We start from the raw sequence: 18,171 nt of genomic DNA, 5'->3' as shown, positions 1-18,171 counted from the left end.
GTGAACCCGTCGGGGAACATCAGCGCATAGAGGAAGCCGGCGCAGGCGCCGGTCAGGTCGATCGCTCCGGCGCGGCCTAGCCCCAGCCGATGTGCGACCAGCGGCGCGCTTGGCGGCAGAAGGTGATCGGGCGTCGACGTGGCGAGCAAGAGTAGACCGACGTCGCCGCGGTCGATACCGGCATTGGTCAGCGCCATGTCGCCGGCAGAGGCGGCAAGGCCCGACAGCGTGTCTTCGTCTGTTGCCCAGAAGCGCGAGCGAATTCCGGTGCGCCGCTCGATCCAGCCGGGCTCAAGCCCGAGCCGGTCTTCGATTTCCGGGTTCTCGACCTTGCGCGTCGGCGCATGATGGCCGAAGCCGAGAACGCGCGACGATAGGTTCATGGCCGCGAGCCGAAGCGTTCGCCGGCCTCCTCTATCGCGTCATAGAGCCCGTCCAATTCGTCGCTGGTGATGCAATAGGGCGGCAGAAGATAGAGGACATTGCCGAGCGGGCGCACCAACAGGCCGCGCTCAAGGAAAAAAGCGCGCAGTTTTGGCCCGATCTCGGCCAGATAACCGGCTGAGCCGGTGCGTAGGTCGAGTGCCGCGATGGTGCCGGTTGTCCGGCAGTCGGTGAAATATGGATTGTCCCGGAAGCGTTGCAGCCCCGCGGCCTGCCTCGCGCTCAAGACCGCGATCCGCTCGGCCACCGGCTCGTCACGCCAGATCTCGACATTGGCAAGTGCTGCCGCGCAGGCGATCGGATTGGCGGTGTAGGAGCTCGAATGGAAAAACGTCTTCTTGCGATCCTCCGAAAAGTGAGCGTGGAAGATGGCATCGGTGGCGATCGTGGCGGCCAGCGGGATGGTACCACCGGTCAGACCTTTCGAGGTGCACAAGATGTCGGGCGAGACGGACGCCTGTTCGCAGGCAAACATGGTTCCGGTGCGCCCCCAGCCGGTCATCACTTCATCGGCGATCACGAGCGTGCCGGAGGCTTCGGCGATCCTCTTCAATTCGGCAAGAACCCAGGCCGGATACATCAGCATGCCGCCGGCGCCAAGCACCAGCGGCTCGACGATCAGCGCGGCTGCGCGCCGGTCGCGGCTAACGGCCTCGAACCGATCCAGCGTTTCCTGCTCGCGCCCGGCGGCCGGGAAGGGGATGGTGTCGACCTCGAACAGCAAAGGCTCATAGGCGGCGTTGAAGACGCCACGGGCGCCGACGCTCATCGTGCCGATGGTGTCGCCATGATAGCTGTGCTCCATGACGGCGATGCGCGAACGCGACGCGCCGATGTTACGGAAATAGCCGAGCGCCATCTTCAGCGCGACTTCGACTGAGGTCGAGCCACTGTCGGAATAGAACACCCGGTGGAGGCCGGCGGGTGCGATGCCTACAAGCGCCTCGGCCAGCCGTTCGGCCGGCTCGTGGGTGAAGCCCGCGAAGATGATCTGGTCGAGGCTCGAGGCGGTCGTCTCGATGGCCTTCATGATGCGGGGGTGGCGATGGCCATGGGTGACGACCCACCAGGAAGAAATCGCATCGAGGATGCGGAAGCCGTCGGCCTTGTGGAGATAGGCGCCTTCAGTCAGCACGATTTCAGGGAGCGAGGGCTCTAGCGCGTGCTGCGTGAACGGATGCCAGACTCGAGACTCCGCCATCAGTCGCCTCCGGCAATCATGGCCAGGTCGAAGCCGGAAATCATTGCATCTCTCAACGTTTCACCCGTCAGCGGACCGAGGTGCGGCAGCCTGCCCAGCTGCGGCACGCCGCCGAATTCCACGATTGTCCTTTGTGTATCGGCCACCTCTTCGCCAATGAAGGCAATGCCGATGAGCGGGATGGAGCGGGCTCTCAGGGCCTCGATCGACAACAGCGTATGATTGATGGTGCCAAGCGCGGTGCGGGCGCACAGTATGACCGGCAGCCGCCATTGTTCGAATATGTCAATGAACCTTGTCTGTCGATTGAGCGGCACCATCAGCCCGCCGGCGCCTTCGATGACGAGCGGTGTCGGCAGGACCGGAAATGAAAGATCGTCGGCCTCGATCGCGACGCCGTCGATTTCGGCTGATCGATGCGGCGACAGCGGCATCGTCAGTCGATAGACTTCGGGCAGCACGCGTCCGTCGGGCAAGCCGGAAAGCCGGGCGACGACCTCGCTGTCGGTCTCCTCGTTGAGGCCCGATTGCACCGGCTTCCAGTAGAAGCCGTCGAGCAGCCCGGCAAGTCCGGCCGAAAACACTGTCTTGCCAATTCCAGTGTCTGTTCCGGTGACGACGATGCGTTTGGTCATGCTGTGGCCAACACTCCGACGAGAGCCTCGACCATGGCGGAAATGTCGGCTTCGTCGACGTTGAGAGTCAGCGAAATGCGCAGGCGCGACGTACCCTCAGGCACTGTCGGCGGGCGAATGCCGCGTATGTCGAAGCCGCGTGCCTGCAGTCCTGCCGCCACCGCCATGGTGCGGCTGTTATCGCCGATCACAAGCGGCTGGATCTGCGAGCCGCTGGGCATCACGCCGCAGCGTTCGGCCAATTGCCGGCTCGCGAAAGCGACACGCTCGTGCAACTGAGCACGACGCATAGGCTCGTCAGACAGAATAGTCAGCGCCTCACGTGCCGCGACTGCCATCAGCGGCGATGGTGCGGTCGCATAGATGAATGGCCGGCACCGGTTGATAAGATAGTCGCACAGTGTTCGCGGTCCGGTAACGAGCGCGCCGGATGCGCCAAGCGCCTTGCCGCATGTGTGGAGCGTGACGATGTTGTCGCGGCCTTCATACGCGGCGGCCAGTCCCCGGCCGTCCGGTCCCCAGACGCCGGTGGCATGCGCTTCATCGACGACGATGAATGCCTGGTACCGATCAGCCAGCGCGACCAGGCTCTCCATCGGCGCACGGTCGCCATCCATGCTGTAAAGGCTTTCGAAGGCGATCCACACCCGCCCCATGCCGCCTTCGGCGCGCCAGCGGGTGATTGCGTCCTCGACAGCGTCGACGTCGTTGTGCGCGGCCAGCTTGAACTCAGCGCGCCCGGCCTGGGCACCCTCATGCATGCTGGCATGAGCGAGCTCGTCGAGGACCAGCAGGTCGCCTTTCTGCGGCAGGGCCGTCAGCAGAGCGAAGTTGGCGATATAGCCGCTGCCGAAGAACAGTGCACGCTCGGCTCCGAAAAATGCCGCTGCGTCCGCCTCCAGTTGCTCATGTTCCGGTGCATTGCCGCGCAACAGCCGCGATCCGGTGGCGCCCACTGGCGTGCCCCGCGCAATCGCCGTCGAAACCGCATCGCCCAGTCTTTTGGAGGCGGCAAGTCCGATATAGTCGTTCGACGAGAAGTCGAGCCCGGCGCGCGGTGCGAGCGTCCGCAACCGGTCCTTGCGCCCCAGTCCCCGCAAGGTTGCGTCATAGCGGGCAAGAATTGCCTCCTTCATTGCGTGGCGAGTTCCATAGGCTCAATGCCGAGGCGCCGGAACAGAAGGGTATCCTTGTCCTCGCCGGGATTTCCCGCCGTCAGCAGCGTGTCGCCGACAAAGATCGAATTGGCGCCGGCAAAGAAGCACAGCGCCTGCGTTTCGTCGCTCATCGCCGTCCTGCCGGCGGACAGCCTTACATAGGATTTCGGCATCATCACCCGCGCGAGCGCAACGATGCGGACGAAATCGATCGGATCGATGGCGTCGGCCGCGGCAAGCGGCGTGCCTTCGATGGGAATAAGCATGTTGATCGGCACGCTTTCCGGCGGCTCGGGCAGGTTCGCGAGCGTGACCAGCATGTCGATGCGATCGGTCTTTTCTTCTCCCATCCCGACAATGCCGCCGCAGCAGACTTTCATCCCAACCGCGCGCACGTGCCCAAGCGTTTTCAGCCGGTCGGCAAAAGTCCTGGTTGAAATAACCTCGCCATAGTAGCGCTCAGAGGTATCGATGTTGTGGTTATAGTAGTCGAGACCGGCCTGCTTCAGGCGAGCAGCTTGCTCAAGATCGAGCATGCCGAGCGTCATGCAGGTCTCCATGCCGAGGGCCTTGACGCCCTCAATCATGGCGACCACAACGTCCATGTCGCGCTCCTTGGGACTTCGCCACGCCGCGCCCATGCAATAGCGCGTTGCGCCGCCATCACGCGCCTTGGCCGCTTCGTCGATGACATGCTTGACGTCCACCAGCTTCGACGCCTTCACACCGGTTTCGTAATGCGCAGACTGGCTGCAATAGCCGCAATCTTCGGGGCACCCGCCGGTCTTGATGCTAAGGAGCCGCGACAGCTGCACTCGGTTTCGATCGAAGTTCTGGCGGTGGATCGTCTGAGCCAGGAACAGCAGATCGTTGAATGGCATGCCGTAGATGGCCTCGGCCTCTTTGCGGTTCCATCGCGGAGGCGTTCCGTCGACCGATTGCATGGTCTGGTTCACGTCGAACTCCGAGTTCATTCCAATCGTCATCGTCAAACCTTTGTTTGCTAGTCCGGTACGCCTTCTTGGCTTTGGGGCGCACTCGCTAAAGGCGAGCTGCGGCACGTCTTTCCAGCACCTCCTACGCCTGCCGAGCTGATGTTGCTCCTCACGCCGTAATCCTCAGTTCAAGTGCTTGCAGATGTTCTGGTGGTCCGGCATGTCCAGGCCGATGTCGAGGATCGGGGCGCTGTGCGTCAGCCAACCCATGGAGATGAGATCGACACCGGTCGCCGCAATCGCCGCCGCCGTTTTCGGCATCACCCGACCGGACGCCTCGGTGATCGTACGGCCATCCACTATAGAAACCGCGCGGGCAAGATCCTCGACCGACATATTGTCGAGCAGCACCGCGTCAACACCAATCGCGAGCGCTGCATCGAGCTGCTTCAGCGTGTCGACCTCGACCTCGACCTTCACCATATGCCCTGCTGCGGCGCGCGCCCGCTCTATTGCTGTGCGCATATCGCCGGCGATCGCGATGTGGTTGTCCTTTATGAGCACGCCGTCATCGAGGCCGAACCGGTGATTGGCACCGCCGCCGACGCGCACGGCGTATTTCTCCAATGCCCGCAGCCCGGGCGTCGTCTTTCGCGTCGATACAATCCTCGCCTTGTGACCGCGCACGGCCTCAACCATGGCCGCTGTGGCAGTGGCAATGCCGCTCAGCCGGCATAAGAAATTGAGGGCCGTGCGTTCGGCCGTGAGCAGGCCTCGTGCGGGTCCGGACAATCTTGCAATGGTTTCCCCGGCCCCAACCTCGCTGCCATCAGGGCGCCAGATCTGGATGTTGATCGCCGGTTCCACGAGAAGGAAGGCATACGAGACCAGATCGAGCCCGGCAACGACGCCCGCCTGCCTCGCTTTGAGCACCAACGTGGCAGTGCAATCATACGGGATAACCGCATCGGTGGTCAGGTCGCCGGATCTGCCCAGGTCTTCGAGGAGCGCAACGCGCACAATCGGTTCGATCAGGGTCGCGGGGAGGGGGGAGAATGAAGTCATATCAAGTGCTCCGTATGGTAGCCCGGCAATCGAGTGCGGCCGCGGCCCGCATTGCGCTGTGCAGTGTCAGCCGTGATGGGCGCACGTTGGCATCGTGGAGCGGGAAATCGGACCGACAGTGCGCGCCTCGACTCTCTTCCCGCCTCAGGGCCGCCGCGGCGATCATCAGTGAGACCAAAGCCGGACCAGAGGCAGCGACACTATTGGCTGCGATCGGCAGCAGGGTCGCCACCGCTTCGCGCATTGCCTCGCCGTCGCGGATGATACCCAGGGCGGCGGAGACAATCGGGCGGACCACGGAAGCGTCTGGTCGTGGAGGGACGAATGTGGAGCATCTGCGCGGTCGCCGGGTATACGACGTGCCGGCAACGCTTTCGGCAACCCAGCTCGCGGTGACCGCCGCTTCGGTGAGCGAGTTGCTGGCCAGGCGGTTGGCGCCGTGCAGGCCGGTACAGGCCACCTCACCGCAGGCCCACAATCCCTCGATGGAGCTGCGGCCGGCGCTGTCTACGGCGACGCCGCCCATGTGATAATGTGCCGCCGGGCGCACCGGGATCAGGTCGGTCGCTGGGTCGATTCCTGCGCTCCGGCACAATTCGGCGATGCCTGGAAAACGCTTGCCAAATCTCGGGCCGAGACTTTGCCGTGCGTCCAGGAATACGCGGCGTCCAACGGCAAGCTGGTGCCAAATGGCGCGCGCTACGACGTCGCGAGGCGCAAGTTCACCGCCAGGTGTGTCGGCGAGGAAGCGCTCTCCTCGCTCATCGATGAGCACCGCGCCTTCGCCACGCACGGCTTCGCTCACCAGCGGCATCGGCCGGCGCGGACCGTCGAGCGCAGTTGGATGGAACTGTATGAATTCCAAGTCGGCGAGTTCCGCCCCCGCCCATGCGGCGAGCGCCAGCCCGTGACCCCATGAGCCAGCGGGGTTTGTCGTGTCGCAAAACAGCCCGCCGACGCCGCCGGTCGCCAGCACCGCGCGACGCGTGGGCAGAGCGAGCGCGCCGGCTCGTCCTGCTGCGACCACGGCGATGACCGACCCGTCCTGCACGACCAGCCGGCGGACCTCCACATTTTCGATAATGGTGATCGAGGCTGTACGCCGAACCGCGGCGACGAGCGCGCGCACCAACTCGCGACCGGTGGCGTCGCCGGCTGCATGCACAATCCGCCGTCGCGAGTGTGCCGCCTCGAGCCCAAGTCGCAACGCGCGGTCAGGGTGCTGGTCGAAGTCGACGCCGAACCTTTGGATCGTCCTAATCGCTTCGGGTGCAGCTCGTACCACTCGCCGCACCGTGGCCTCATCGCAGAGTCCGTCGCCGGCAGCTATCGTGTCGCAAAGGTGAAAATCTGGGCCGTCGTCGCCCCCGAGACTTGCCGCAAGACCGCCCTGGGCAAGTTCACTGCAGGCTCCGGTTCCAAGCGGCGCGTTGGTCAAAAGCCCGACCGGTTCCGGCGCCAGATGAAGCGCCGTCATCAGGCCGGCAATGCCGCCGCCGATGACGACCGGCGCCCCCGCGATTTCGCGAACCTCCAGACTCATAGGGAAAGCATGCGCTCGACCGCGCGGCGGGCGGGGCCGGCAATTTCGGGATCAATCCGGACCTCATGCCGGTTCTGCTCGAGTGCGGCGCGAATGTTGGCCAGGTTGATGCGCTTCATGTGCGGGCACAGATTGCATGGGCGAACGAACTCGACGTCGGGATGCGCGACCGCGACGTTGTCGCTCATCGAACATTCGGTCAGAAGGACGACACGCTTCGGTTTCTCACGCTCGACATAATCCGACATCGCCGCGGTCGAGCCGGAGAACTCCGCCTCCGCGACAACGTCTGGTGGGCATTCTGGATGGGCCAGCACGATGACGCCTGGATGGGCATCGCGCAGTTCCCGGATGTCTGCTGCGGTGAAGCGCTCATGCACCTCGCAATGGCCTTTCCAGGCGATGATCTCGACGTCTGTATCGGCTGCCACGTTCCTCGCCAGATATTCGTCCGGGAGCATCAGCACACGCGCCACGCCAAGCGATTCCACCACCGCCTTGGCGTTGCCGGACGTGCAGCAGATGTCGGACTCCGCTTTTACGGCGGCGGAAGTGTTGACGTAAGTAACAACGGGGACCCCCGGATACCGCAGCCGCATTAGCCGCACGTCGTTTGCCGTGATCGATTCGGCCAGCGAGCAGCCGGCGCGGAGATCCGGGATGAGCACGGTCTTGTTCGGATTGAGCAGTTTTGCCGTCTCGGCCATGAAATGAACGCCGGCAACCACGATGATGTCGGCGTCGACCGTCACCGCCTTGTGGGCCAACGCCAGGCTGTCGCCGACGATGTCTGCCACGCAATGAAAAATTTCGGGCGTCTGGTAATTGTGCGCCAGCACCACCGCATTGCGCTCACGCTTCAGCGCTAAGATGGCTTCAATATCGCCGGCGAACGCGGGCCATTCAACGGGTGGGATCACCCGCCGGACACGCTCATACAAGGACGCAGCCATAGGTAACGCCCCAGTCATTGGCGCCTCGATTATATTCGGTTTGACAATAAGGGAATATATCTACCTTGACTATAAGTATGTCAAGCCCGCGCCAGCGGTAATTTTGTCCCGGCGATAGCCCTGTCGTCGAGGACGGCATGCCGGAAGCGATAAAGCTTCGCCGGTCGGCCGCCCGTGTCGAGGGAGGTCTCCCCGGTCTCCTCAACAAGTTCCTGCTGCTCGACCAATCTCCGGAAGTTCGGCTTGTTGATCAGCCTGCCAGCCAAAGCTTCCACGGTTCGCTGCAGTTGCAGCAGCGTGAAGGAAGGCCGCATAAGCTCGAACACGACCGGCCGGTATTTGATCTTCGAACGCAGCCGCGCGATCCCGGTTGCCAGAATACGACGGTGGTCAGCGACCATTGGTTTGCCAGCCGCGGCCGCAATCGCGTCCCTGCCGCCACCGGCCTCCTCAATCAGAGCAGCTTCATAGAGCAACTCGTAGCGTTGGAGCGTGAGTTCCTCGTTCCAATGGCGGTCGTCGAAGCCGAAGGCTATCGCAGCGCGCTGCCGGCGCTCGCGTTGAGTGGTCGGCTCGCTGGCGCCGCCGGCCCACTCAATCAGGCGGGGCCGCAATCTATCGAGCAGCACAGGCGGCGTGCCGAAGCGGTGGTCCTCCCAGGGAAAATATTCGTACCAACTTTGCCAGCCGCACGCGGCCGAGTTCGTTGCCTGTTCCTTCCTGGTCAATGCGAGATAGCTGATTGAGATGACGCGCTGGTGGCGCTCAGTGCCGATGCGATCGCGATCGGCGAAGGTGTAGAGTTGCTCGATGTATCCAAGTGCATGGCCGGTCTGCTGCTCCACCCACCCCCTCAAACCCGACTGCAGTGATCGATGCTCAAGGGCAAAAGGTCCAGAAGGGAGGGTGTCCGCATGACCGACTGTGAGGACACAGGGCTCACTGTCGTTTACGGCGACCACGACGGCAGTCAGGTCCACTTTGGCTTCGTCAGCTTTGACGGCGGCTTTGCCTTTCTTGGTTCTTCTTGTCTGAGGATCCATGTTTGCGAAAGCGGGTTGGCCCAACGGAGCGCCTTAATCGATTGAATGTAACCTTGGAAGCCAGCACGTCAACACCGGAGTACTCAAGCGCTGTTTTTAGCTCTTCGCAGTCGCACAAAAATATGCCAAACGCGACACCCGCTGTTGGTAACGTAAGGGAAGGGGCCTCGGTTGAGCGCGGCTGGTGAGATAAAAGGGATGACTCCTCCAGATATTCGATCGCGAAAAGGCCAGACGCCACTTGTATGCTTGACGGCCTACACCACGCCGGTCGCGAGGCTGCTCGATCGCCACTGCGACATCGTTCTTGTCGGCGACAGCGTCGGCATGGTGCTGCACGGCCTGTCGTCGACGCTGGGGGTCACGCTCGACATGATGATCATGCACGGACAGGCCGTTCGCCGCGGCCTTGAACACGCGCTGATGGTCGTCGACCTGCCCTTCGGTTCCTACGAGGAAAGCCCAGAGCACGCTTTCGGCAACGCTGCGCGCGTGATGGGTGAGACCGGTTGTTCAGCGGTAAAGATCGAGGGCGGCGAGACCATCGCGGAAACCATCCGCTTCCTTACCGCGCGCGGCGTACCTGTCATGGCCCATGTGGGCCTGACGCCGCAGGCGGTAAACACGTTTGGAGGCTATCGTGTGCAGGGCCGGGGAGCCGATGCAGAGCGGATCAGGCGCGACGCCAGGGCGGTAACTGAAGCTGGCGCCTTCTCCTTGGTGCTGGAAAAGATACCGGAGCAGCTTGCACGGCAGATAACCGCCGATATCGACATACCCACCATCGGCATCGGTGCCTCGCCAGCTTGCGACGGCCAGATTCTGGTGAGCCACGATATGCTCGGGCTCTTCACCTCATTTCGGCCGAAGTTCGTCAAACGCTATGCCGAGCTCGGTGAGCAGGCTGAGGCGGCAATCGCCGCTTACGCCACCGATATGCGGAACCGGCACTTTCCGGCGGTCGAACATCTCTATGTCAACGCCTTGAAGGCCGGTGACTTCACATGAGCGTGCCGATCGCTCGAACCGTGAGCGAGCTGCGCGGCGTCGTTGCGCAATGGCGTCGCTCGGGTGCCACGATCGGTATTGTGCCGACCATGGGAGCCTTGCACGACGGGCATCTGAGCCTCGTGCGGAAGGCGCTCGAAAGGGCCGAGCGGGTGATCGTGACGCTGTTCGTAAACCCCAAGCAGTTCAACAGCCCCGCCGACCTGATTGCCTACCCTCGGACGGAAAGCGACGATGCTGCCAAGCTCGCTCTGCTGGGCACGCATCTGCTCTATGTGCCGGACACAGAGGAAATGTACCAGGTGGGCTTCGCCACGGCCGTTTCAGTGTCCGGCATCAGCGAATGCCTTTGCGGCGCATTCCGGCTCGGCCATTTCAATGGCGTGGCGACGGTCGTGGCCAAGCTCTTCCTGCAGGCCGGCGCTGACTTCGCCTTTTTTGGCGAAAAGGATTTTCAGCAACTTCAGCTTGTCAGGCGCTTGGTCCGGGATCTCGACATTCCGATCACTATTGTGCCCTGTCCGACAGTCCGCGAAGCCGATGGTCTTGCGCTATCGTCGCGTAACGTGCGGCTCTCCCCAGCCCAACGCGCCATTGCCCCAAAACTAGCATCGGTCCTGCTCGATACGGCCGAGCGGCTTGCACGCGGCTCCCCCATCCTGCCTACGCTTGATGAAGCGCGTGCAGCAATTCTGGCTGCCGGCTATCGCGAGCTCGAATACCTGGAGCTTCGCGGAGAAACAGACCTGCAATCGTTAGCAAGCCTTGACCGACCGGCACGCTTGCTTGCTGCGGCTTGGCTTGGCGACACGCGGCTCATCGATAACGTCGCAATATCACCCATCGGTAGTTGGTCAGGTGGGCGGAGCTCTCTCCAATCGGAAGCAGCACAGCAATTGCGGTGATGACGGCGGCGCGTCGTATGCCCTGCAGGGACAGGCCATCATTTAGAACCACGTCTCCGTCGGCTTCCAGCAACCTCCGCGAGGTACGCTAAGCGCAGATGCATCGCGTATTTGAAACCTTGGTCGAGCAACTCTCTGCAAGCGTCGATGCCGTCGATCTCCATGAGGCAATGGCGTCCGCCGCAGCCGGGTTCGACTTTCCGCTCTTCGCTTATTTCACCTACCCATCCGCTTCCGGCGACAGGCCGCGATTGATCTCGAATTATCCATCATCATGGACATCACATTACCTGCAACAGCGCTACCACAGCGTGGATCCCGTGATCCTGCGGGGACTGCGGGGCTGGGATACCTTCGACTGGGGTGTGGACCGCGATCACCGTTATTTGCCGACCTCTCAGCAGGAAGTCCTGGAAAAAGCAGCTGAGTTCGGCATTCGCGGCGGACTGACCATGTCGATGCATGATCATCGCGGCCGGTTCGCCGCACTGACCTTCGCCTCCAACGAGGCGCATCCGCCATTTCTGAGGTCGCTGACGCGCTACGAAAAAGCAATGCAACTGGTTGCGATCAACGTTCATATCCATGCCCGGCGCAGGCTCGCCGAAGATTGCGTGGTAGATGGCATAATGCTCACCCGGCGGGAGTTCGAGTGCCTGAAATGGGCGGCGTGCGGCAAGTCGGCCTGGGATATCAGCCAGATTCTCGGTGTCTCGAAACGCACCGTGACCTTCCATCAGGAAAACGCCAAGGCGAAGCTTGGCGTGCGAACCATCAACCAGGCCGTAGTGCGGATGGCTGCTCGGGCGAGATCCTGATCCTCTCCAAGTCTAGCTGTAAAGGTCTACAGGCTGCATTCATGACGGCTTTGCCCTTCGATTGCGTGGACACATCCCGCACGGAGACGACAATGATGCAGCTGATAACACCCGACTGCTACGCCGAGTTTGCGAGCGAACTCAAGGAAATGCACGGACTTAGGTATCGGGTTTTCAAGAAGCGGCTCGATTGGGAAGTGCAGACCGAAGGCGAAATGGAAACGGACTCGTTTGACAGCCTGAACCCCGTCTACCTGCTTCTCAAGGGGTCCGATTGGCGAACTTGCGGCTGCGTCCGCCTTTTGCCGACCACCGGACCGACAATGTTGCGCGATACGTTTCCGACGCTGCTGGATGAGATGGTGGTCCCTGCGAGTGCCGATATCTGGGAGAGTAGTCGTTTCGCGCTCGATCTCCCTGCGACAGCGCCGAAGGCAGCTGGCGGCCTGGCCCAAGCAACCTACGAGCTCTTCGCGGGGATCATCGAATTCGGCTTGGCCAACAATCTCTCCGGGATCGTAACGGTGACAGATACGCGCATCGAAAGGATCCTTCGTCTCGCGACCTGGCCGTTGTCACGTATCGGACAGCCCAAGCAGGTCGGCAACACCGAGGCAGTCGCCGGCTTCCTCGATATTTCCTACGCCAGTCTCTTGCGCATCCGCTGGAGGGGACGCCTCAACGGGCCGGTGTTGTGGCAACCAGTTCTCATCCAATCGGCATAGCGCCTGCGGATGCTCAGCCGTGACTTGAGTTAAGTCTGCTCACGGCCGCCACCGCCGCCGTGAGGGTGAGCGGACCCGCCCCACGAGCTTTCGACTGTTCCGGTCGATTGGCTCGCGCGGCCGGACTTTGGATTTCCGTAGGCGCAACCCGCAGTCCAGCGTGAGCACGCCAAAATGGCGCCCCTCCGCTTCGTCCAAAGAAGCCAACGTGGCTTCTGAGGTCGTCTTAGAATATTGGACCGGCCGCCGTGAGCGATCGCAACCTCAAAGCTTTGCCGGTATGCCGGTTTGGCCGGACCGTCGGCCAGTCGGAGCAGTCCCCCGATAAGGACCCGAGCTGACGCGCGGTCCAACAGCGCCCGAGCCTATGCTTTGTGCATTACCGTTCGGTTGGCCATGTCGTCCAAGACCGCATGAAGAAGGCTTCCAACCTCCTGCGCAGCGAGCTCTGGCGCAATTCCTACATCGGACAATTGAATGAGCATTTTCTTGGCGGCACAGCGCCAGAACGCGCTCGCCGCCTCGCCGTTCTTGGTCTCGAGGGCCTGGGCGATACTTTCGACCAATATACGTCGCCGATGCAGCGGAAATACGCAAATGTTTGATTCATGCATCAATCACCTCACAGATTCAGTTCCACAAAGAAAAACACCGGCGTCTTCAAAAGAGCCCCGCTAGCGCGGTGACGGTTCGCGGCGACATGACGAGTTCCACTTCCCCATCGACAAGCCATTGGGAGATGAGCCGCCGGACCGCATATCCGGGACCGCACATAAGGTGAACCACCATTGCTCATCCGGCTGCATTTTCCTGGGCCGTTCGACGAGGCGTTCCAGCCGAATTGACGTCCAATGACTTGATCTCTGAAAGGGCAGGGCGGTACGAATCACCCGACTGTTCCGCTGCTTACATTCCTGCGAGCTTGTGTATGAACGATTAAAGCGTGCCCGAGCCGTTCTTGGTGGCCGCCGCAGAAGGGAATCATGTCATCCGCTGCCTATCGTAGGCGGCGCGACTTCTAGCATGACTGCACTGCCCCGACAGGGCTTTGCAATCGCGCGTTTCGAAGCCTATGCTTTGGCATCGGCCGGCATTTACTTCGGTGCAGCCGACAGTAAGACGTACGCGCTCTTGCCCCGTTGGAAGAGAGCCTTGCCCGATCCCTCTTTCGCGACCAGGTGCTGAAGCCCTCACCCCGCAGGACTTCGCGCTTTTGCGACCATCGCTGCATCACGTCGAACCGGGCATCAAGGACAAGTTGGAGGTCGCGCATCAGCCGATCAAGAACGTATATTTTCCCGAGAGGGGCATCGCGTCGGTGGTCGCCACCATGACCGGCGGGCGGCAAGGTGAAGTCGGCATTGTCGGCTATGACGGGATGAAAGGAATTGCCGTCATTCTCGGAAAGGAAAGCACTACCTGGCGCCTGCCGGTTGAAAACCTTCGCCCTGCGATTAGCCCGTCGCTTCGCACCTCAGTGCTGGACTATGCCCACGCGTTCCTCGTCCAATCATGCCGGACGGCACTGGTCAATGGCCACTCCAAGGTCGAAGAACGGCTGGCCCGCTGGCAGCTGATGGTCCACGACCGTGCGGAAGGAGATAAGATCCTCCCGACGCATGAATTTCTGGCGACCATGCTCGCGCCCACCGCCCGGGGTCACCACGGCCCTGCAAATGCTTGAGTATCGAGGACTGGTGCACGCCAAGCGCGGCGAGATCACGATCATCGACCGTGCCGGATTGATAAAGCTCACACATGGCGCTTATGACAAGGAGGAGCAGCGTTATTTCGGCCTGGCCGCTGCCTGAAGCATGTCGGTTGAAACGGGTTCAGCCGACGTCTCCTTGCCCCTCACCAGGTCGCCCAAAAGCATCAGCGGTTTTGAACGAATCGCAGCGATTGTCCGCAATCGGACATAGGCTTGAAGGCGGTCGAATTCGTGCCATAAGTCGGGTTGGTCAGGGTTCAGGGAGGAATTCGTCATGACCAATTCGTTTCACACCGTCACCGTCGAAAAAGCCGCAGAAGCCTATGTCCTTTCCAGGGGAAGGGTCCGCTTTCTCTCCATGGCGCAGGCGATCCGCGCCATCCGAACACTAATGCCGGCATGCAAGGCCACCGACCGCGAGTTGGAGGAACTGTTGGCGGCCGCTTCCTTCGTTCATGGCGTGCCCGTCGCCTTCGACACAAAAACAGCCGATGGTGTAGAACCACGGCTGCATTCCTAAGAGGGCATGCCGCGCCATGCAGACTGTCAGAGGGCATTCGTCAGATGGTAGTCCGCTAACTTAACTGCAGAGTCTAAAGGACGTGTTCCAGCATTGCGAACTCACCGATCGCTTTGTTGCCAAAGCTGCCAGCAAGCGATCGCCTCATCCAGCCGTTTGCACCATCTCATCACAGACATCATCGCGATGCTACCTGTCCAGCATATGTCCAGCATTTCGCAAGGCGGCCAGAAGGAGCCTCGCATAGCCTGTGACATCGATCTGGGCCTGCATCGAAAGGGGCATGCTGGTCCAGTTCTCCAACGGTGCAATGAAAGGTGAGAAGGTGCCATTGACAAGGCAACAACAGCTAACAAGGCCCTCTCGGTCCAATGCCACCACACCGATCTTGTCGCCTGGATATCCAATGGCTGCGACTCGCTGGACCTCCAGGTCACCGTCCACCCGCACGTCAAAAAGAAGGCTACCACGGCTCCTCGTGGCTATCTCAGCCGCCTTCTCATCAAAGCTTGAAGAGAGCAAGCGGACGCTTTCCACCGCCATCTGGAAAATCACCAAATCCAGTTCATTCACGGCCATATGGGCATTTCCGCGCAACGGGTGGTGATTGCAATGACACATACTGCTTGTTCACAGATGTCGGTCACGAACGATCATTCGTCGGGTTCCGGTTCCGACCAACGGTGTCGCCACCTGATCGTGCTGCGGTTCGAACCTTCCGAACGCGAGCCGAGCGCGCTATGAGGTTGGAGTCTAGGTCTCGGACCCTGCCTCGCGGCCTGCTCATCTTTGGCAGACCCGTTGCAACGCCGCCGCGATGGCGCAAACGCCAGATGACGCTGATCCATCGCTTGATCGTGAACTGAGCTTCTGAACACCATTGGGACAGCAGGGTGGAAGGGCTTGACCAACGCTGCCCCCGTTTTCCAAGAGGACCCGTCCTCGATTGAATCTTTCGAGCCCCGTGCAGCGCGCAGCCAAATGATGACCATCTGGACCCAGCTCGCAGACCGCAAGGCAAAGAGGGAACCTTCCAGGCAGCCAAGCTGCGTCGACGCAAAGAGCGGCCTTTGGAGTTCCCAGAATCGACCCTTCCATAGTTGCGACAGGCAACCACTGCACGAGTGTGGGAGAGCGAATCGCAAGCATTGCGTGAGGTCCTGCGCGTTTTCCCCTCTTGCTATTTGGCACATCGTTTGCGCCGAAGTGGGCGCAGCGTTCGACCGGAGCACTGCATGGGAGAGGGAGGAGCCCCACCCCGATCCGGTCAAGGAGAGAGACGGTGTTGGTTCCAAGAGTTCCCCGCGCGATCTTAGCGCCCCGCAAGCGCCATTTTGCCCGGACCTACGTGCAGGTACTTGCCGCCATAATCCTGGGTGCCGCAATCGGCTATTTCCATTTGGAGACCGGCCACAGCCTGAAGCCGCTCTGCGATGCCTTCGTCGATGTCGTCAAGATAATCACCGTACCTGTCATCTTCCTGACAATGGCGACCGGCATTGCCGGCATGAGCGATCTGCAGAAGGTCGGCCGAGTTGCCGCCAAGGCGATGGTTTATTTCCTTACCTTCTCGACGCTAGCACTCCTTGTCGGGCTGATTGTCGCGAATATCGTTCAGCCTGGCGCCGGCCTCAACATCGATCCGGCCTCGCTCGATGTCGAAGCCGTTAAGGGCTATGTGGCCACGGCTCACGAGCAGTCCGTGACCAGCTTCCTGATGAACATCATCCCGTCAACGATTGCCAGTGCCTTCGCGGAAGGCGACATCCTGCAAGTCTTGTTCCTCTCGGTCCTGTTCCTCTCGATCCTGTTCGGCGCGGTCTGCCGCTACAACGGCCGCTCGCTCTTCTCTCTCGTCCGATACATCAAGGACGAGCTGCTGCTCGCAATGTCCTCCTCAGAGGCCGCGCTGGCCTCGCTCATGGAGAAGATGGAAAAGGCCGGCGCCACGCATTCGGTCGTGGGTCTCATTCCATTCAATCTGGACGGCACGAATATGATGCTCGCCGCCCTTTTCATCGCCCAAGCGACGAAAACTGATCTCCCGATCGGCTGCCGGATCCTCATGCTGTTTGTCGCATTGTTCCCTTCGAACGGAACAACCCGCATTACCGGTGCAGGCCTCGTCACAATGGCTGCAACGCTCTTTCTTGTTCCGGCCGCACCGGTCACCTCCGTGGGGCTTATTCTTGGCGTCGATCAGCTTATGTCCGAATGCCACGCGCTGACGGTTTTTCTCCGCAGCGTAGCGGCAACGCTGGCTGTCACCCGGTCCGGGGCGAGCGGGATAAACGACGATTCGGGGAGCGCCTCACTAGCGGACCGTTCAGCGCTCTGGCGGTGGACGGTCAAGTCGCCCGGCGTGGTGAACACAATTCCCCGTGCGAACGACGCTCAGCTATTGGGGTGGACCCGATGGCGCAAAGCCGTATTTGAGAAACCGCCAGATCGCACCGGCACCTGTGCGCCTGTAGCAACTGCGGGGCACGATCAAAACTGACCCATTTTACACCAAAAAGGCGGCCGTTGCTGCCACGCCGTCCATGGATTGGAGACTCATGTCTAAGCCGACTGCCATCACTGTCGCAGCTCTTCTTTTACTCCTCGCCTTGCTGGCGAGCCAATATAGCGCGAACCTGCACCGGCAGGCGTGGTCGACCGACAGGCAAAAGTGGAGCGGCGCATTCGACAACGATCTCCTTCGCCAATCGCCGGCAACCCGCAAGGCGATGCCGTTCTGGTCATATTCAATGACTACCACAACTGTCCGCATTGCAGACTGGCTGATATCAACTACCAAAAAGCCTTCAAGCATGAGCCCAATCTGAAGCTTGTGATCAAACAGTTCCCGGTCCTGGGACCGGATTCCCAATTCCCAGCCTTCGCCGCACTCGCCTCGAGAAAACAGGGAAAGTTCGACGAATTCCACCGCGCCCTTATGATTTCCCCCAGTTGAAGGGTCACTCTCAAGATCGCAGCGCGTGTAGGCCTTGACGTTGAGCAGCTCAAGCGGGAATGCAAGATCCGGCCATCGCAGATGAAATGCGCGCGTCCGCGCACTCGCGAAAGGTCTGCACTTAGACGGTACGCCCGCGTTGGTGGTCGGCGATATAGTGGTCGCCGACCTTGTGGACATGGCCAGCTTGCAACGCTTGCATCGCCGATGCGCGCTCAAAGCGTGCTGGCTCTCGTGCGGGGCAGCATCTGTAGACCGGCCACGCTGTTGTTGCCGGAGCGTGCCGTTTGTGGCAGCTGGCTTTGCTGTCGCTCCTCGTAATCTTGTTGCGGTCATCCAGCTGCCGTGGGCGCCAACAACAATCCTGAGCGCCCGCGCCTGAAGTCGCTGGCCGGGTGCTCGTGAACCGAGCCCGCTTTTCTTCGGCAAGCTCAGGCGGTCTTGGCCCTGCGGCATCGCCCCCTGGCGCGGGGCAGCCTTCGGCTGCTGACGGTCGCCGGCCTGTCGGCCGGCGTCTTTCTATTGTGGCCTTCCCCCTGGCGCAGGGTGGGC

Annotated in this window: 19 protein-coding genes and 1 pseudogene; 9 read left to right on the top strand and 11 right to left on the bottom strand. The window is 61.4% G+C overall.

Annotated features, from left to right (window positions below):
• The 9 genes and pseudogenes from EN991_RS03195 to EN991_RS03155 form a co-directional block, all read right to left on the bottom strand.
• Positions 1-383, bottom strand: a pseudogene (locus EN991_RS03195) (3-oxoacyl-ACP synthase); the annotation flags it as partial.
• Entirely contained in the window at positions 380-1,645 is a 1,266-nt protein-coding gene (locus EN991_RS03190; protein ID WP_063169255.1) for an adenosylmethionine--8-amino-7-oxononanoate transaminase, read from the bottom strand. The pseudogene EN991_RS03195 and the gene EN991_RS03190, both read right to left, overlap by 4 nt.
• Positions 1,645-2,280, bottom strand: coding sequence for a dethiobiotin synthase (gene bioD / locus EN991_RS03185; RefSeq protein ID WP_063169254.1), 636 nt, complete (start codon positions 2,278-2,280; stop codon positions 1,645-1,647). Before bioD ends, EN991_RS03190 begins: the two co-directional genes overlap by 1 nt.
• Complete coding sequence (locus EN991_RS03180; RefSeq protein ID WP_024505572.1) at positions 2,277-3,416, bottom strand: 8-amino-7-oxononanoate synthase; 1,140 nt, start codon at positions 3,414-3,416, stop codon at positions 2,277-2,279. Before EN991_RS03180 ends, bioD begins: the two co-directional genes overlap by 4 nt.
• Positions 3,413-4,381, bottom strand: a complete 969-nt coding sequence (gene bioB, locus EN991_RS03175) for a biotin synthase BioB (RefSeq protein WP_224570943.1) — start codon at positions 4,379-4,381, stop codon at positions 3,413-3,415. The genes EN991_RS03180 and bioB overlap by 4 nt, the downstream gene beginning before the upstream one ends.
• Positions 4,382-4,555: 174 nt before the next feature.
• Entirely contained in the window at positions 4,556-5,437 is an 882-nt protein-coding gene (nadC, locus tag EN991_RS03170; RefSeq protein WP_063169252.1) for a carboxylating nicotinate-nucleotide diphosphorylase, read from the bottom strand.
• 1 nt (position 5,438) lies between these two features.
• Positions 5,439-6,980, bottom strand: a complete 1,542-nt coding sequence (locus EN991_RS03165) for an L-aspartate oxidase (RefSeq protein WP_127368136.1) — start codon at positions 6,978-6,980, stop codon at positions 5,439-5,441.
• The gene (gene nadA / locus EN991_RS03160) at positions 6,977-7,951 is read right to left on the bottom strand and encodes a quinolinate synthase NadA (protein WP_063169250.1); all 975 of its coding nucleotides are present in this window, start codon (positions 7,949-7,951) and stop codon (positions 6,977-6,979) included. Before nadA ends, EN991_RS03165 begins: the two co-directional genes overlap by 4 nt.
• A gap of 62 nt (positions 7,952-8,013) precedes the next feature.
• Positions 8,014-8,976, bottom strand: a complete 963-nt coding sequence (locus EN991_RS03155; protein WP_024505567.1) for a membrane protein — start codon at positions 8,974-8,976, stop codon at positions 8,014-8,016.
• Positions 8,977-9,147: 171 nt separating this feature from the next.
• On the opposite strand from EN991_RS03155, the gene panB reads away from it, so the two are divergent.
• The 4 genes from panB (at position 9,148) to EN991_RS03135 (ending at position 12,432) form a co-directional block, all read left to right on the top strand.
• Positions 9,148-9,984, top strand: a complete 837-nt coding sequence (gene panB, locus EN991_RS03150) for a 3-methyl-2-oxobutanoate hydroxymethyltransferase (RefSeq protein ID WP_063169249.1) — start codon at positions 9,148-9,150, stop codon at positions 9,982-9,984.
• The gene (gene panC / locus EN991_RS03145) at positions 9,981-10,889 is read left to right on the top strand and encodes a pantoate--beta-alanine ligase (protein ID WP_063169248.1); all 909 of its coding nucleotides are present in this window, start codon (positions 9,981-9,983) and stop codon (positions 10,887-10,889) included. Before panB ends, panC begins: the two co-directional genes overlap by 4 nt.
• 98 nt (positions 10,890-10,987) lie before the next feature.
• On the top strand, positions 10,988-11,707 hold the full coding sequence (locus tag EN991_RS03140; RefSeq protein WP_063169247.1) for a LuxR family transcriptional regulator: 720 nt from the start codon (positions 10,988-10,990) through the stop codon (positions 11,705-11,707).
• Positions 11,708-11,799: 92 nt separating this feature from the next.
• Positions 11,800-12,432: an acyl-homoserine-lactone synthase gene (locus tag EN991_RS03135; protein ID WP_063169246.1), complete on the top strand. Its 633-nt coding sequence runs from the start codon at positions 11,800-11,802 to the stop codon at positions 12,430-12,432.
• A 365-nt stretch (positions 12,433-12,797) separates the two neighbouring features.
• Here the strand turns inward: EN991_RS03135 and EN991_RS40680 are convergent, their stop codons facing one another.
• Positions 12,798-13,046 carry a DUF6074 family protein gene (locus EN991_RS40680; protein ID WP_063169245.1) on the bottom strand — a complete coding sequence of 83 codons (249 nt, stop codon included), beginning with the start codon at positions 13,044-13,046 and terminating at the stop codon, positions 12,798-12,800.
• Positions 13,047-13,645: 599 nt separating this feature from the next.
• Here EN991_RS40680 and EN991_RS03125 point away from each other — a divergent pair.
• The 3 genes from EN991_RS03125 to EN991_RS03120 all read left to right on the top strand — a co-directional run bounded on the left by EN991_RS03125 (position 13,646) and on the right by EN991_RS03120 (position 14,663).
• Positions 13,646-14,116, top strand: a complete 471-nt coding sequence (locus EN991_RS03125; RefSeq protein WP_224570941.1) for a hypothetical protein — start codon at positions 13,646-13,648, stop codon at positions 14,114-14,116.
• Complete coding sequence (locus EN991_RS41620; protein ID WP_256754986.1) at positions 14,109-14,243, top strand: hypothetical protein; 135 nt, start codon at positions 14,109-14,111, stop codon at positions 14,241-14,243. Before EN991_RS03125 ends, EN991_RS41620 begins: the two co-directional genes overlap by 8 nt.
• Before the next feature lie 174 nt (positions 14,244-14,417).
• Complete coding sequence (locus EN991_RS03120; RefSeq protein ID WP_063169243.1) at positions 14,418-14,663, top strand: hypothetical protein; 246 nt, start codon at positions 14,418-14,420, stop codon at positions 14,661-14,663.
• A 189-nt stretch (positions 14,664-14,852) separates the two neighbouring features.
• Here the strand turns inward: EN991_RS03120 and EN991_RS03115 are convergent, their stop codons facing one another.
• Complete coding sequence (locus EN991_RS03115) at positions 14,853-15,242, bottom strand: hypothetical protein (protein ID WP_024505560.1); 390 nt, start codon at positions 15,240-15,242, stop codon at positions 14,853-14,855.
• A 706-nt stretch (positions 15,243-15,948) separates the two neighbouring features.
• Here EN991_RS03115 and EN991_RS03110 point away from each other — a divergent pair.
• Entirely contained in the window at positions 15,949-17,163 is a 1,215-nt protein-coding gene (locus EN991_RS03110) for a cation:dicarboxylase symporter family transporter (RefSeq protein WP_210326676.1), read from the top strand.
• Positions 17,164-17,313: 150 nt separating this feature from the next.
• Complete coding sequence (locus EN991_RS40675) at positions 17,314-17,619, top strand: thioredoxin domain-containing protein (RefSeq protein WP_126057771.1); 306 nt, start codon at positions 17,314-17,316, stop codon at positions 17,617-17,619.
• The last annotated feature ends 552 nt before the right edge of the window (positions 17,620-18,171 follow it).

This window comes from Mesorhizobium sp. M7A.F.Ca.US.005.03.2.1 (genome assembly GCF_003997795.1).
GTDB classification, from domain to species: Bacteria; Pseudomonadota; Alphaproteobacteria; order Rhizobiales; family Rhizobiaceae; genus Mesorhizobium; species Mesorhizobium ciceri.
The sequence above is the reverse complement of the archived record's forward strand: the minus strand, read 5'-3'. Positions and strand labels throughout refer to the sequence as shown.